The sequence below is a fragment of the Mesorhizobium sp. CA15 genome, assembly GCF_020165215.1.
Classification (GTDB): domain Bacteria; phylum Pseudomonadota; class Alphaproteobacteria; order Rhizobiales; family Rhizobiaceae; genus Mesorhizobium.
Genome location: NZ_JAIUHQ010000015.1, coordinates 81,894 through 96,653, shown reverse-complemented (window position 1 = coordinate 96,653; position 14,760 = coordinate 81,894). Strand labels below are relative to the sequence as shown.

Here is a 14,760-nt window from a genome sequence, read left to right as displayed (position 1 = left end):
ATCAGAGCAGTCGACGCAATTTGCCGAGCCGACCCCGGGCTCAATCCTGTTCGTGCGGGCCGGGCTCCGGCCAGGGCTCCCTGGCGGCTTCCGCATACCAGTGCCGCATCGCGGGCGTCGCCAAGACCGCGTCGACATAGGCGCGGGTGACGGGCGCCAGTTCGCCGCCATAGGTGTCGAAGCGCGTCACCACCGGCGCATACATGGCATCGGCCGCGGTGAAATGGCCGAACAGGAACGGCCCGCCCTCGCCATATTGCTCGCGGCACTGGCGCCAGATCGCTTCGATCCTCGCCCGCTGCGCCTCCCCCTCGGCATCGAGCGGCTTATAGGATTTCGGCCGGCGCAGGTTCATCGGCCAGCCGTAGCGGACCTCGCGGAAGCCCGAATGCATTTCCGTCGCCACCGAGCGCGCCAGTTGACGGGCGCCGAGATCGGTCGGCCAGAGCCTTTTTTCCGGATAGAGATCGGCCAGATATTCAAGGATGGCAAGCGTTTCCCAGACAATCCTTCCATTGTGGTTCAAGACCGGCACGAGGCCGGTCGGCGACACCTTGGCGAGGTTTGCCGCCGTCTCGGGCGTGCGCAGCCGCACGAAGCCTTCCTCAAAAGGGATATCCAGGTGCTTCATCGCCACCCATGGCCGCAGCGACCATGAGGAAAAGCACTTGTTGCCGATATAGAGGGTGAACTCCGCCAAGACCGACCTCTCCTCATGCAGGCTGCGGCCAACCTAGCCGCTTCACCTTCGAGCCGAAAGTCATTGTCGCAACGCCGGCTTGCGGGACCAAAATCTCTGCGTCCGTTTGGCTGCCGGATGCGGTTCTCGCATCCGGCTCCCATCCAGACCCAGGACATGCGCGCATGGTGAACAGGGATCAGGTCGCCGGCATTGCCAAGCAAATGAAGGGTTCGGTCAAGCCGGCGGCCGGCAAGGCCACCGGCAACCGGCTAACCCAGATCTGAAGCGCCGCCGACAAGCTCGCCGGCAAGGTGTAGAAGACCTGTGGCGACGTGGATAAGGTCCGTAAGGTCTTCTGGTTTTGGTCGCAAGAGTCAGCCAGGAGGCGGCCTTTCATGTCTGGAATTGCTTGGCCAAGGCATTGGTGAAGACGATCTCGCCGTGATCGCCGACCGCCTCGCCCAATGCCACATCCATGTTGCCGGCCGTCACCCGCGCCAAGGCGAAGCCCCCTAAAAAGGCGGCCTTCGGCTTGATGATGTCGAGCCCGTCACGCTGGTAGATCATCGGCACTTCGTGCTGGTGGCCGTGGAAGACGGCAATCACATTGTAGCCCTTGATCGCGGTCACCAGCGCCTGGCGGTCGGTCTCGCCCCACCAATGCGGGCGGCCGGAGCCATCGTCATCATAGGTGCGTTTCAGCGGATCCCAGCGCTCCGTAGAGAAAGAGTCCCAGCCATAACGCTGGAACAGGATGACCGGCCGGCCATCGCCGGCATAAGTGGCGAGGTCCTGCTTCAGCCAAGGCAGGCTGCTTGGCGCGCCATGGCCGGTATCGCCGGCGAAGCGGTGCATCTGGACGAGATGCAGGCCGCCCCAGTCCCAGGAATAGCAGTCGGTATCGACGTCGTATTCGGTAGCGGGCACCGGCGGCTTGAAGAACACGCCGGGACGATGGTTGACCTCGACATAATCGCGCAATTCGCGGCGATACCAATCGACGTGCGGCGGCGAGCCGTTCTGGTCGAGATCATGATTGCCGAGTCCGACATAGACCGGGATGTGGATCCGGTCCGGCCCGACACCTTCCTGATAGCGCTTGGAGAACTGCAGAAGCTGCGTGCCTTCGCTGGGCTCGGTGACCTGGCCGCCGCCATCGTCGGTGATATCGCCGCCGGTGACGAGGCCGAGCGGCGTGCCGATGCGGGTGCCGGCCGAATGCAGGCCGGTGGCAACGCCGTCGATCTCGGCCGGCCACTTCTTGTCGGCAATCGCGTTCAAGGCCGCGACGTTGCGCAGAAGTGCTGCATCGGTCTTGCCTTCCTGCAGGCAGTTGGGACTGAGCCCGTTCGCCATGCGGCAGGCATGAATATCGGCGATGAAGAGGAAAGTGGCGTCGATCGGCTGGATGCGCCTGCCGGTCTGGCCGAAGGCGACGCGAGGCAGCGCGCCGGCAGCAGCGAGACCTCCGGCGATGAAGACGCGGCGCGAAACGGTTGCTGGTGAAGAGCGATTCATCGTCACCCGATTAAACACCCTCGGACCGACTCCCTCTGTCCTGACAGCATTTATCGCAACAACACCCTGCGGCGTCGTCTCGTTGCCAATCCGCCCGAAGACGGATGCACGCTTTCCAGCCCCGTCAAGCACTCCAGCAACACCCCGGCATCCTGCGATGTCTTGGCCATCGACATGGCGCCGGAATAAGCAGCCACCGCAAGCGCGGCGAAGCGGTCGGGATCGGTCCCACCCTCCCCGCCGTCCTGCTGGTCGGCTCGGATCTTGTCGGCGATCGCCCTCCGCCAGCCGGCGAAAATCTTGGCAAGCGCCAGGCGAAACTCGTCGTCGGCCAGCGACAGTTCATGCGCGAGATTGTTGAGCGGACAGCCGCGGACATAGCCCTGTCGCTCTAGCTCCGCAGCCACCGCCTCGAACACGGCCCGCACGCCTTCGCGGGCCGATGACGCCGCCAGCATCGGGTCGATCCAGGTCTCCTGGACCGCCGCCGCCACTCGTTCCTCGATCACTGCGAGCGCCAGCGCCTTCTTGGTCGGGAAATGGTGGTGCAGCGCGCCGCCGGTGACACCGGCCGCCGCCATCAGATCGCCAAGGCTCGAGGCGTGATAGCCGCGCGCCTGGAAGGCGCCTTCCGCCACGTCGAGGACGCGCCGGCGCATGCCTTCCGGATCGTTGGTGCGCTTTTTGCCTATCGCCATCTCCGCCTTCTCCCCTTGTGGGAGAAGGTGTCGCCGAAGGCGACGGATGAGGGGTGCTCCAGCTTGGCAATGACGGCGATCCGTCACCCACCCCTCATCCGTCTCGGCGCTACGCGCCGATCCACCTTCTCCCACAGGGGGAGAAGGGAAGAAGATAGCAGATTGACAAAACAGGACAACCGGTCTGTTTATAAACAGGACGATCACCCTGTTTTGAGATTCTGGCCATGAACCGACCTTCCCGTCTTGCTTCGCCCGTCGTCGAGCTTCGGCAATACACGCTGAAGCCCGGACAGCGCGAAACGCTGATCGCGCTGTTCGAGCGGGAGCTCGTCGAAACGCAGGAAGCGACGGGCATGACCGTCATCGGCCAGTTCCGCGATCTCGACCGCCCCGACATGTTCGTCTGGCTGCGCGGTTTTGAGGACATGGAAACGAGAAAGGACGCCCTGAGCGCCTTCTATGGCGGCCCGGTCTGGGCAGCGCATCGCGATGTCGCCAATGCGACGATGATCGATTCCGACGACGTGTTGCTGCTCAAACCGGCTTGGCGAGGCGCGGAGTTCGACCTGTCAGGGTTGCTGCGGCCGACAGCCACCGAGGCTGAAACCATGAGCAATGGGAGCCGGTTGGCCGGCTTTGTTGAGATTTCGATTCATAATTTGCGACCAGGCACTGAGGCCGGCTTTGCCGAACGCTTCCAGGCTGAGGCGGTTCCGCTGCTTGCGGCAAACGGCGCCCGGCTGCGTGGCGCCTTCGTCAGCGAGCGTTCCGAAAACACATTTCCTCGGCTGCCGGTGCGGGCCGGCGAAAATGTCTTCATCGCCATTACCGGTTTCGACGATGGCGATGCCCACGCGGGCCATCAGGCCGCTCTCGCCGCTTCGCCGGCATGGCAGGTGGCCCGCGAAACTATGGCGGCCGTTGCCACAAAGCCGGCCGAGACGTTGCGCCTGACGCCCACGGCCCGGTCGCTGTTGCGATAGTCAGACTGCCGGCAACATGCCGGCTATTGCCTCGGCGACAAAGGCCGGATCTTCCCAATGCGGGTTGTGGCCGCAATCCTGTGCCCACACCAGGCGCGATCCGGCCAGCGCCCCTGCCATCGCCCGCTGATGCGCTTCGCCAAAAAGCGGATCGCGCCCGCCTGCGATGATCAGCGTCGGGGCCTGCACGGCGCGCGCCGCGGCGGTCAGATCGGTGCCACGGACTTCTTCGAGAATGGCGCGCCAACGCGCTGCGGGAATCGCGGACGCGTCTTTCGCCAGGCCGGCGAGAAAAGCCCGCGGCACGCCCGGCCGGCAGGCATGCCACCAATCATAGAAGGGATCGACCGGCGAGATCGGATCGCGCAACGCGGCGACTTCATCGATCAGTTGGTGATCCTGTTCGAAACCGGGCATCAGCGCGCTTGCCAGGATCACCAGCCCGCCGACCAGTTCCGGATGCCGTGTGGCCAGCGCGATCGACACCATGCCACCCAGTGAATGGCCGACGACGACCGGCCGGTCGAGCCGCAGGCGCCGGATCAGCCCGGCAATGTCCTCAGCGAAATTGACGACACTGCACCCCTCGCCCGCATTCGAGGCGCCGTGGCCACGCAGATCGGGCATGATCAGCCGGCGCCCGGAAAGATGCGGCGTCAGCAGAGAAAAACTGCGGCTGGTGTCGGTGAAGCCGTGAATCAGCAGCAGCGGCGGCTCCGCACCGGCGATCTCGACATAGGCAAGGTCGAGACCGCCGATATAGACGGTCCGCTTGCGCCCGGCCCAGGACGCCTGCTCGGCCTCCTGATCCATCAGTTCCAAGGCTGCCGGCCTCACAGTCCGAGCTTTTCCTTGACCGCGGCAAGGCCGGGCTTGCCGTTAAAGGTGGTGACGCCGGCGAGCCACGCATCGAGCCGATCCTTGTGCAGGGTGATCGACTTCAGCGCCCCATCCTCCGGCTTCATGCCGTCGTTGATGAGATAGCCCATACCGACATTTTCCATGTCGATGTCGAAGGCAAGGTTCTTCAGGAACTGCGCGACGTTGGGACATTCCTGCAGGAAACCCTTGCGCACCTGGGTGGTCACGGTGGCGGCGCCGAAATTCGGGCCGAAGAACTTGTCGCCGCCGGTCAGGTACTTGAAGTCGTACATCGTGTTCATCGGGTGCGGCGCCCAACCTTGGAAGACGATGAACTGCTTCTCCTTGATCTCGTAGCCGACCTCCGAGAGCATGCCGGCTTCGCTCGATTCGACCACCTGCCAGCCATCCAGACCATATTGCGGATCGGCAATGGCATCCATCATGAGCTGATTGGATCCGGGCTCGATGCCGTACATCTTCTTGCCGAACTTGTCGGCGAATTTGTGCAGGTCCGACAGGTCCTTGACGCCGGCGTCCCAGACATACGTCGGCACGGCGAAGGTGTATTTGGCGCCGACCAGGTTGACGCGCACATTCTCGATCGAACCGTCCTTCTTGTAGGGCTCGTAGTAGGTGACCATCGCAGGATCCCAGTAGCCGAGGAACAGGTCGAGGTCTTTGTTCTTCATGCCTTCATAGATGACGTTGATGCCAAGCACCTCGCTTTGCGGCTCGTAGCCGAGCGCCTGGAGCAGCACCTTGGCCACACCCGTGGTGAAGGCGAGATCGTTCCAGCCGGGTTCGGCCATGCGAACCGCTTTGCAGCCTTCGGCTTCGGCGGCGCCGGCCGCCTGGGAAGCCGCCATTAGCGCTGCGACACAGACGCCTCTCGCAAGCATGCGCAACATTCCGGTTCTCCTCTTCCAATCCTTTTTTGACCTTGTGGTCATTTTATTGTCCCATTGGTCAATCATTGATCTGAGCGGACGAAAATGTCAACGTGGATTCGTTATGCATGGATCGGTCCGGTGAAACTCACGCGTCTCAGCGACATACGCCGCAAGGAACTGCGGCAGGCGGCCTTCGCAGTGCTGGAGCGCGAAGGCATCGCCGGCGCGACGCTGGAAAAGGTCGCAGCCCAGGCCGGCGCCTCGAAGGGCATCGTGCTGCATTATTTCCGCAACAAGCAGGAGCTTTTCGAGCACGCCATGCGCGAGGCGAACGCCGTGCTCTGTCACGCCGTCGTCGCCCGGCTTCAGCGGGCGCGAGCGCCGATGGAACGGCTGGACGCCGTGATCGAAGGCAATTTCGAGGAGCATTTGTTCCTGCCGCCGCTTTGCCACGCATGGCTGTCGCTCTGCGCCGAGGTGCCGCGCGACGAGAAGCTGGCGCGCATCCAGAAAGTCATCCACGCGCGCATGCGCTCGAACCTTTTGTCCGGCCTGCGTGGCCTCGCTGCGCCCGAACTGGCCGAAGAAATCGTGCTCGGCGTCACCGCTTTGATCGACGGACTGTGGCTCAGGCTTGGCCTGCAGCCGGGCAGCGTCACGCGCGAGCAGGCCGTGCGCCAGGTCAAGGATTTCGTCGCGGGCCGGCTGGGCCCGCGCCAGCCCGCGCCGGTCGGGTTAGCCTCAGCCGGATAAGGTTCATACCGGCGATCGCTCCCGCGCTTGACCGTCCGCGTTGCTCAGCGCTGCACTCCCGCTCCAACGGCAGCTATACCCCCGGGAGAGCACTTGCGGTGCCGTCCCGGTCCTTGAAGCCGAGCGTTCCCACCTCATCGAGTATCTGCTCGCGGATCCAGCGATGCGGTGGCTCATCATCGCGGCGGGCGTGCCAGTACATTCTGACCGCCGGCGATGGTATCGGGATCGGCGCCCGATAGATGCCGATCGGCAGGGATTTTGCCGCCGCTACAGCGAACTGCGTTGGAACCGCAGCCAGGTAAGGCCCATTCGCCACGGCCAGCGCGACGGCCTGGAAGTGCGGCAAAGCAAGCATGACGCGACGCGCCCGGCCCATCCTGCCCAGCGCATCGTCGGTGAAGCCCGACATTGATCCATCGATGGAGCGCAGCGCATGCGGCAGCGCGCAGAAGAGGTCGAGTGGCACCTCTTCGCCCTCGGCGATGCCGGCCTGGCCGAGCGCTGCATTGTCCTTCGCCGCGACAATGGCGAAGGGCGAGCCGAACAGCGCCACGCTTGAGACCCACTCCGCGACCTCCAGCGGGCGCTCCAGCGCAAGGTCGATCCGATCGTCCTGCAACAGCTTCGAGACGTCGCCGATGGCGCTGTCGAGGAAACGGAACGATACGCCGGGCGCCACCGCCGCAACACGCGCGGCGAAGGGCGGCATAAGAAGCATGGAGAAGAAATCCGCGCCCATGAAGGTGAAGGTCCGTTCCAGCCTTGCCGGATCGAAATCGGTCGCCGGCTGAAAGGCGCGCTCGATCTCGCGCAGCGCCGCGCGCACCGGCTCCGCCAGGCTTTCGGCGCGAGGCGTCGGCACCATGTCGTTGCCGCGGCGCACGAAGAGCTGGTCGTTGAGCGCATGGCGCAGGCGGTTGAGCGCGGCACTCACAGCCGGCTGGCTGAGGCCGATCTGCTCGCCGGCGCGCGTCACGCTCTTCTCGCGCAGCAGCGCGTCGAGCACCCTCACCAGATTGAGGTCGAGCGCGTTCAAATTCATCGCATCAATCCGCCCCATACGATCATTCGATTTCCATCACCGGCTCGTCCTTGCTTAGGTCGCCGTCGAAGCCGCTTTGTCGGCACTCAACAAGGGAGAGCAATGATGACAATGATCAACACGACGATCGCAGGCAAGGAACTCCTCTGGTTCAACAACACGCTCGTTGCCATCCAGGTTTCGTCAGCCGACGGCGAGGACGGCATCTGCATCATCGAGCACCGCCAGCCCTACGGCGATTCCGCGCCGCTGCACGTGCACCGCAATGAGGACGAGGTGTTTCATATCCTCGAAGGCCGGATACGTTTTGTCGTCGACGGCCGCGAGCGGCTTGCCGGCGCCGGCGAAACGGTGCTCGCTCCGAAAGGGCTGCCGCACACTTACAAGGTCGAGTCTCTCGAAGGCGCCCATACGCTCACCGTCACGCGCGGTTCGGATTTCGAGACGATGGTGCGCAAGGCTAGTCGCCCTGCGGAGCGAGCCGAACTGCCGCCGGCGGCAGCGCCGACGCCGGAGATGATTGAGGTGTTGACGAGCCTGTGCGCCGAGAACGGCATCGATATTGTCGGGCCGCCGCTGGGGTGAGCCTTTCCTTCTCCCCTTGTGGGAGAAGGTGGATCGGCGCGATAGCGCCGAGACGGATGAGGGGTGTTCCAGCGGAGTGAGACGCTGGCTTTCCCTGGAACACCCCTCATCCGTCGCCTTCGGCGACACCTTCTCCCACAAGGGGAGAAGGAAGAGGCGCGCCCTTCAACCGATTTGCATCTTTCCCGCCCGCAATCTCCGCTTGATGCCCTTTGTGCAACGCGATACGCCGTTGCCCAAATCGACAGATCGGAGACTTGCCGTGAGCGCTGAAAAGACCAGAACCGAAACCGATACGTTCGGCCCCATAGAGGTGGCGGCCGACCGCTATTGGGGCGCGCAGGCGCAGCGTTCGCTGGGCAATTTCAAGATCGGCTGGGAAAAACAGCCGGCTTCTATCGTGCGCGCGCTCGGCATCGTCAAGCGCGCCGCGGCCGAAGTGAACATGGAGATGAAACGGCTCGATCCGGTCATCGGCAAAGCGATCGTCGAGGCGGCGCAGGAAGTGATCGACGGCAAGCTTAACGATCATTTCCCGCTGGTGGTTTGGCAGACGGGCTCGGGCACGCAGTCCAACATGAATGCCAACGAGGTGATCTCCAACCGGGCGATCGAGATGCTCGGCGGGGTGATGGGCTCGAAGAAGCCGGTGCATCCGAACGACCACGTCAATATGAGCCAGTCGTCCAACGACACCTATCCGACGGCCATGCATATCGCCTGCGCCGAGCGGGTCGCGCATCACCTGATCCCTGCCCTGCACCACCTGCACAAGGCGCTCGACGCCAAGGCCCGCGCCTTCAACCACATCATCAAGATCGGCCGCACGCACACGCAGGACGCCACGCCGCTGACGCTCGGCCAGGAATTTTCCGGCTATGCCGCGCAGGTCGCCTCCTCGATCAAGCGCATCGAGCTCACGCTGCCCGGCCTGCAGGAACTGGCCCAGGGCGGCACCGCCGTCGGCACAGGGCTCAACGCGCCGGTCGGCTTCGCGGAAAAGGTGGCGGACCGTATCGCCGCCATCACCGGCATCGCCTTCGTCACTGCCCCGAACAAGTTCGAGGCGTTGGCGGCGCATGATTCCATGGTGTTCTCGCATGGTGCCATCAACGCTGCGGCCGCGGCGCTGTTCAAGATCGCCAACGACATCCGCCTGCTCGGCTCCGGCCCGCGGTCGGGCCTCGGCGAGCTCTCGCTGCCGGAAAACGAGCCGGGCTCCTCGATCATGCCGGGCAAGGTCAACCCGACCCAGTGCGAGGCGCTGACGCAGGTCTGCGTGCAGGTGTTCGGCAACAATGCTGCACTTGCCTTCGCCGGCAGCCAGGGCCATTTCGAGCTCAATGTCTACAACCCGCTGATGGCGTATAATTTCCTGCAGTCGGTGCAGCTGCTTGCCGATGCTTCCGTTTCCTTCACAGACAATTGCGTGGTCGGCATCGAGGCGCGCGAGGACAACATCAAGGCGGCGCTCGAGCGCTCGCTGATGCTGGTGACGGCGTTGGCGCCGACCATCGGCTACGACAACGCCGCCAAGATCGCCAAGACCGCGCACAAGAACGGCACGACCTTGCGCGAGGAAGCCTTGGCCACCGGGCTGGTCAGCGAAGCCGATTACGATCGGCTGGTGCGGCCGGAGGATATGACGCATCCGGGCTGACGATTGCATCTCTTCTTAGGAAGAAGCGGACGAGCCATTTTGCAGTGGGAGAATTTGCTCCCACTGCCGATTCTCGCGACATGAATTTCGCGCCCGCCGGGGCAATGTAAGAATGAAGATTCTGTGAACAATGTGTCGCCACATAGGCGGCTTCTGGTGAACAGTCTCTATCGTTTATCTGACGGGCCATTCAACCGTTCGGAGAACCGCCATGTCCATCAACTCTTCCGTCGCCGGCAACGGCGCAACATCCAGCAGCTCCACGACGATCCTGTTGGGTCGCGTCCTGCTTGCCGTCATCTTCCTGCTTTCCGGCTTCGGCAAGCTCACAGCGATTTCCGGCACCGCCGGCTATTTCGGCGCTCTCGGCCTGCCGGTGCCGACCGTAACGGCCGTCGTTGTTGGGCTGATCGAGCTGCTTGGCGGCCTTGCCATTCTCGTCGGCTTCCAGACCCGGATCGCTGCCTGGGTGCTCGCCATCTTCACGATCGCCACTGGGCTGGTCGCTCACACCGGCTGGGCCGACCAGATGCAGATGATCCAGTTCCTCAAGAACCTCGCCATCACCGGCGGCTTCATCCTGCTCGCCTCCTCCGGCGCCGGCGCCTATTCGATCGACGCCAAGCGCGGCTGATCTTTTTCCTCCCATACTGAAGCAATCCTCCCAAACTGAAACGAAAGCGGTGCGGAATTTTCCGCATCGCTTTTTCGTTTTCCGGTTGTAGGCGTAGACTGCGCCGGCAGCCGGCCTGATGCCGGCAAGGGAGATGACCAATGCCCCGCAACGCATTGCTTCTCGTCTCGCGGCTCCTGCTCGCCGCGCTGTTCGTGCCCTCCGGTTTTCAGGCGCTCACCAACATCGCCGGCACGACCAGCTATTTCGCAGGCCTCGGCCTGCCGCTTCCGACTCTTGCAGCCTGGGGCACCGGCCTGTTCGAGCTGATCGCCGGATTGCTGATCCTGGTCGGCTTCCAGACGCGGATCGTGGCGCTGCTGCTTGCCGCCTTCTCGATCGCCGCCGGCTTCATCGGTCACTACGGCCAGGGCGCCGACGATGCGACCCTCGCCTTCCTGCACCAGCAGATGCTGATGAAGGACATCGCCGTTGCCGGCGGCTTCCTGGCGCTCGCCATGGCTGGCGCCGGCGCATGGTCGGCTGACGGGCACGGTTTCGGCCTCGGTGCCCAAGTGACCTGAGCCGGCCCTATTTCACTGACATGCCTATTTCACCGACACACTTGGTCCGCCCTCGACCGCCAGCACCAGACGCCGGTTGGTGATGCGCGCGAGCTGCGCCAGCCGGCCGGCAGGACGCTCGCCATAGAGGTCGGCGAGCGAGGCCGGCAGTACCAGCGCGAGCGCTCCGTTGCCGCGGCTCTCCCATTTCAGCCTCGGCATGACGCCCGGCATTGCCGCTGTGAGGAGATAGACCACACGCATCATCGCCGCCAGCACGCGGGCGCGTTCCAGAAGGCGCGGCGGCGCCAGCGCTTTGATCTCGGGAGCGATGCCGTCGTTGAAGATGCCGTCATGGCGATAGGCGTTGGCCAGGGCCAGATAGGCGCGGCCCGGATGGTCGACGCCGATAAAGGAGGCATGCGCGATAATGTTGAGCGACTGCCGGCCGCGATATTCCGGATGCGCGCGCCAGCCGATATCGGCAAGCAGGCAGGCGGCATGGCGGTAGCGTGCCTCGTCTTCCGTCTCGTCAATGCCGAAGGCCTTGAACGCCTTGCCGGTCCATTCGACCAGGTCGTGCGCGTGATGCACCGAGCGCGAGCGCAATAGCGCCAGTTCCTCGGCGGCCGAGATCAGCGGGTCGGCCTTCTGCTCGGCGGCGTCGAGCAGCGAGTAGAGGAAACCCTCGCGCACGCCCTGCGCCGAGACGACGATCTTCGACGGCTGCATGGCCGACATGATCTCCTGCAGCACGACGGCGCCGTAGGGTAAGAGCGAGCGGCGGTTCTTGGAAACGCCCTCGATGCCCCTCACCTTCTCGACCTCGCTGCGGGCGACCTGCTTGAGGAAAGTCTGCGCGCTGTCGGCCGATATCTCGTAGTGATGCATGACGCCGAGCGGGTAGTTGTTCATCTCCATGTGCAGCCGGGCAAGGTTTCGCCAAGTGCCGCCGACTGCGTAGAAAACCCTGCCCTGCCCGCCCTTGAGCAGCTTCGCCCGCGCCAGTTCCTGGCGCGCGATCTTTTGGGCCTGCACGAGCGAGTTCCTGGCCATGTCCTGCAGGCGCAGGCCGCCGAGCGGCAACGTGATGCCGTCGCCCATCGCTTCGCCATTGATGTCGATCAGCTCAAGGCTGCCGCCGCCAAGATCGCCGGCGATGCCGTTGGCCGGATGGAAACCGGATATGACGCCGAGCGCCGAATAATAGGCCTCCTGACGGCCGGTGAGCACGCGGATCTCGGTCTTCAGCACGTCCTCGGCTCGGTGGATGAAATCGGGGCCGTTGCCCGCCTCGCGCGCGGCGGCTGTCGCCAGCACATAGATGTGCTCGGCACCCGCCTGGTCCGAGAGCGCGCGGAACCGGCGGAATTCCTCCATCGAGCGCGTCACCGCCTCGGGATCGAGCTTGCCCGTCGAAACGATGCCGCGGCCGAGGCCGGCCAGCATCTTCTCGTTGAACAGAAGCGTGGGCGAGCGCGCCAGCCCCTCATAGACGACAAGGCGAATCGAGTTCGATCCGATGTCGATGATCGACAGCGGCCGCCGGTCCTGAAGCCGGCCCTGGGAAACTGCAGTCACGCGGCGCTGTTCTTCTTGCGGCGCTTGAACTGGGCAATGCGCTTGGGCGCATGCGATTTCAGCGCGTCGCCCCGCCCGGAGAGGCTCGGATTGGTCATGAAATATTCCTGCGCGTTGAACGGCTCCTCGCCCTCCTCCAGCACAGCGCGCCGGGAGGTGCCGTCAGCCAATACGTCGAAACTTTGCTGGTTGTCCATGATGTTGCCCAGCATGATCTGGCCAAGCACCTGTTCATGCACAGTTGGATTGGTGATCGGCACCAGGGTCTCGACGCGGCGGTCGAGATTGCGCGGCATCATGTCGGCCGACGAGATGTAGACGACCGCCTCGTCGGACGGCAGGCCGTGGCCGTTGCCGAAGCAGAAGATGCGGCTGTGCTCAAGAAAGCGGCCGACGATCGATTTCACCCTGATGTTCTCGGAAAGACCCGGCACCTGCGGCCGCAGACAACAGATGCCGCGCACGACGAGGTCGACCTCGACGCCGGCGCGGCTGGCGTCGTAAAGCGCGTCGATGACGGTCGGATCGACCAGCGCGTTCATCTTCATCCAGATGCGGGCCGGCCGGCCGTCGCGGGCATGAACGATCTCGTCCGAGATGTGTTTCAGGATGCGCTTGCGGAGCGTGAAGGGCGATACGGCAAGGCGCATCTCCTCGGCGGGCTCGGCATAGCCGGTGATGAAATTGAAGAGTTGCGCGACATCGCGCGCGATCGTCGGGTCGGTGGTGAAGAAGGACAGGTCGGTGTAGATACGGGCGGTAACCGGGTGGTAGTTGCCGGTGCCGAGATGCACGTAGTTGCGCAGCCGGCCATCCTCGCGGCGCACGATCAAAGACATCTTGGCGTGGGTCTTCAGCTCCAGGAAGCCGAACACGACCTGGACGCCTGCGCGCTCGAGGTCGCGCGCCCAGCGGATGTTGGCTTCCTCGTCGAAGCGCGCCTTGAGCTCGACAAGTGCCGTGACCGACTTGCCGGCCTCGGCGGCGTCGATCAGCGCGCGCACGATCGGGCTGTCGTTAGAGGTACGGTAGAGCGTCTGCTTGATCGCCACCACTTCCGGGTCGGCGGCGGCCTGGCGCAGGAACTGCACCACCACGTCGAAGGACTCGTAGGGGTGATGGACGACGATGTCCTTCTCGCGGATGGCGGCGAAGCAGTCGCCGCCATGCTCGCGGATGCGCTCGGGAAAGCGCGGATTGTAGGGGGTGAATTTGAGGTCGTCGCGCGGAATGGCGACAATCTCGGAGATCTGGTTGAGCGCCAGCGGGCCGGTGAGCACGCTGATTCGGCTCGACGACACGCCGAGCTCGCCGGCGACGAAGTCCCGCAACGCAGCCGGCATCAGCGTGTCGAATTCGATGCGGATCACCGAGCCGCGACGGCGCCGCTTCAGCGCCGTTTCGAACAGGCGCACCAGGTCTTCCGACTCTTCCTCGACCTCGATGTCGCTGTCGCGGATGATGCGGAACGTGCCGGAGCCTTTGACCTCGTAGCCGGGGAAAAGCTTGCCGATATAGATGCCGACCACTTCCTCCAGCGGAATGAAGCGAACATGGTTCTTGCGGTCGGGCAGGCGGATGAAACGCCTGAGCGCCACCGGCAGGCGCAGCAGCGCGCTCATCTCCTCGCCATTCTTGCGATGGCGCAATTGCAGGGCGATGGAAAAGCCGAGATTGGGGATGAACGGAAACGGATGCGCCGGGTCGATCGACAGCGGCGTCAGCACCGGGAAAACCTGTTCCTGGAAATGCTCCTCCAGCCAGGCCTTCTCATCCTTGGTCAGCGCGTCGCGGGTGATGCTCTCGATGCCTTCCTTGTTGAGCAGCGTCATCAGCGCCGAGAGGCTCTTCTGCTGGTCTTCCTGAAGGCGCTCGACCTCCCGCAACAATTGTTCCAGCTGCTGTTCGGGCGTGCGGCCGTCCGGGCTCTTCAGTGCGATGCCCTCGCGGACCTGGCCGGCAAGGCCGGCGACGCGAACCATGAAGAACTCGTCGAGATTGGCGGCAGAAATCGACAGGAAGCGGACGCGTTCAAGCAGCGGATGATGCTCGTTCAGCGATTCCTCCAGCACGCGGCGGTTGAATTGCAGCCAGGAGAATTCGCGGTTGACGAAACGATCGGGATTGCCGCCGTCGGGGCTTGCGGCCTCGACGGTTATGAACTCGCTCTGCACAGGCTTCAGTTCGTTCATGGTTTCCTGCTCTTGCCCGCAACCGTTCCCAGGAGGCGCCGCATACTGCCGTTCAACGACGCTCTAGCATGTCTTTATGACGCATGATCGTCACGGAATCGCTCCGGCACCGGCCCCATGCGCTTAACCG

General features: G+C 64.0%; 14 protein-coding genes and 1 pseudogene. 7 read left to right on the top strand and 8 right to left on the bottom strand.

Annotated features, from left to right (window positions below):
• Positions 1-40: 40 nt before the first annotated feature.
• Positions 41-700 (bottom strand): glutathione S-transferase family protein, encoded by a 660-nt coding sequence (locus LB515_RS22040; protein ID WP_224708956.1) that lies wholly within the window; start codon positions 698-700, stop codon positions 41-43.
• A gap of 164 nt (positions 701-864) precedes the next feature.
• On the opposite strand from LB515_RS22040, the pseudogene LB515_RS22035 reads away from it, so the two are divergent.
• A pseudogene (locus LB515_RS22035) lies at positions 865-999 on the top strand (CsbD family protein).
• 76 nt (positions 1,000-1,075) lie between these two features.
• On the opposite strand, the gene LB515_RS22030 reads toward LB515_RS22035, so the two are convergent.
• Complete coding sequence (locus LB515_RS22030) at positions 1,076-2,200, bottom strand: metallophosphoesterase (protein ID WP_224708955.1); 1,125 nt, start codon at positions 2,198-2,200, stop codon at positions 1,076-1,078.
• A 50-nt stretch (positions 2,201-2,250) separates the two neighbouring features.
• A complete protein-coding gene (locus LB515_RS22025) occupies positions 2,251-2,898 on the bottom strand; it encodes a TetR/AcrR family transcriptional regulator (RefSeq protein ID WP_140840784.1) in 648 nt (215 codons plus the stop codon).
• 227 nt (positions 2,899-3,125) lie between these two features.
• On the opposite strand from LB515_RS22025, the gene LB515_RS22020 reads away from it, so the two are divergent.
• Positions 3,126-3,884, top strand: a complete 759-nt coding sequence (locus LB515_RS22020) for an NIPSNAP family protein (protein WP_224708954.1) — start codon at positions 3,126-3,128, stop codon at positions 3,882-3,884.
• Here the strand turns inward: LB515_RS22020 and LB515_RS22015 are convergent, their stop codons facing one another.
• Both LB515_RS22015 and choX read right to left on the bottom strand, forming a co-directional pair.
• The gene (locus tag LB515_RS22015; protein ID WP_224708953.1) at positions 3,885-4,721 is read right to left on the bottom strand and encodes an alpha/beta fold hydrolase; all 837 of its coding nucleotides are present in this window, start codon (positions 4,719-4,721) and stop codon (positions 3,885-3,887) included. It lies immediately after the preceding gene.
• Positions 4,718-5,656: a choline ABC transporter substrate-binding protein gene (choX, locus tag LB515_RS22010; RefSeq protein ID WP_224708952.1), complete on the bottom strand. Its 939-nt coding sequence runs from the start codon at positions 5,654-5,656 to the stop codon at positions 4,718-4,720. The genes LB515_RS22015 and choX overlap by 4 nt, the downstream gene beginning before the upstream one ends.
• A gap of 84 nt (positions 5,657-5,740) precedes the next feature.
• Here choX and betI point away from each other — a divergent pair, with 84 nt between their 5' ends.
• The gene (gene betI / locus LB515_RS22005; RefSeq protein WP_224708951.1) at positions 5,741-6,391 is read left to right on the top strand and encodes a choline-responsive transcriptional repressor BetI; all 651 of its coding nucleotides are present in this window, start codon (positions 5,741-5,743) and stop codon (positions 6,389-6,391) included.
• A 73-nt stretch (positions 6,392-6,464) separates the two neighbouring features.
• Here the strand turns inward: betI and LB515_RS22000 are convergent, their stop codons facing one another.
• A complete protein-coding gene (locus LB515_RS22000; protein ID WP_224708950.1) occupies positions 6,465-7,436 on the bottom strand; it encodes a LysR family transcriptional regulator in 972 nt (323 codons plus the stop codon).
• A 105-nt stretch (positions 7,437-7,541) separates the two neighbouring features.
• Between LB515_RS22000 and LB515_RS21995 the strand changes: the two genes are divergently transcribed.
• The 4 genes from LB515_RS21995 to LB515_RS21980 all read left to right on the top strand — a co-directional run bounded on the left by LB515_RS21995 (position 7,542) and on the right by LB515_RS21980 (position 10,878).
• Entirely contained in the window at positions 7,542-8,021 is a 480-nt protein-coding gene (locus tag LB515_RS21995; protein ID WP_224708949.1) for a cupin domain-containing protein, read from the top strand.
• A gap of 262 nt (positions 8,022-8,283) precedes the next feature.
• On the top strand, positions 8,284-9,681 hold the full coding sequence (gene fumC, locus LB515_RS21990; RefSeq protein WP_224601497.1) for a class II fumarate hydratase: 1,398 nt from the start codon (positions 8,284-8,286) through the stop codon (positions 9,679-9,681).
• Positions 9,682-9,892: 211 nt separating this feature from the next.
• The gene (locus LB515_RS21985; protein ID WP_224516145.1) at positions 9,893-10,315 is read left to right on the top strand and encodes a DoxX family protein; all 423 of its coding nucleotides are present in this window, start codon (positions 9,893-9,895) and stop codon (positions 10,313-10,315) included.
• Between the two features lie 140 nt (positions 10,316-10,455).
• The gene (locus tag LB515_RS21980; RefSeq protein ID WP_224531012.1) at positions 10,456-10,878 is read left to right on the top strand and encodes a DoxX family protein; all 423 of its coding nucleotides are present in this window, start codon (positions 10,456-10,458) and stop codon (positions 10,876-10,878) included.
• A 24-nt stretch (positions 10,879-10,902) separates the two neighbouring features.
• Here the strand turns inward: LB515_RS21980 and ppx are convergent, their stop codons facing one another.
• The gene (gene ppx / locus LB515_RS21975) at positions 10,903-12,438 is read right to left on the bottom strand and encodes an exopolyphosphatase (protein ID WP_224708948.1); all 1,536 of its coding nucleotides are present in this window, start codon (positions 12,436-12,438) and stop codon (positions 10,903-10,905) included.
• On the bottom strand, positions 12,435-14,630 hold the full coding sequence (locus LB515_RS21970) for an RNA degradosome polyphosphate kinase (RefSeq protein WP_224708947.1): 2,196 nt from the start codon (positions 14,628-14,630) through the stop codon (positions 12,435-12,437). The genes ppx and LB515_RS21970 overlap by 4 nt, the downstream gene beginning before the upstream one ends.
• Positions 14,631-14,760 lie beyond the last annotated feature (130 nt).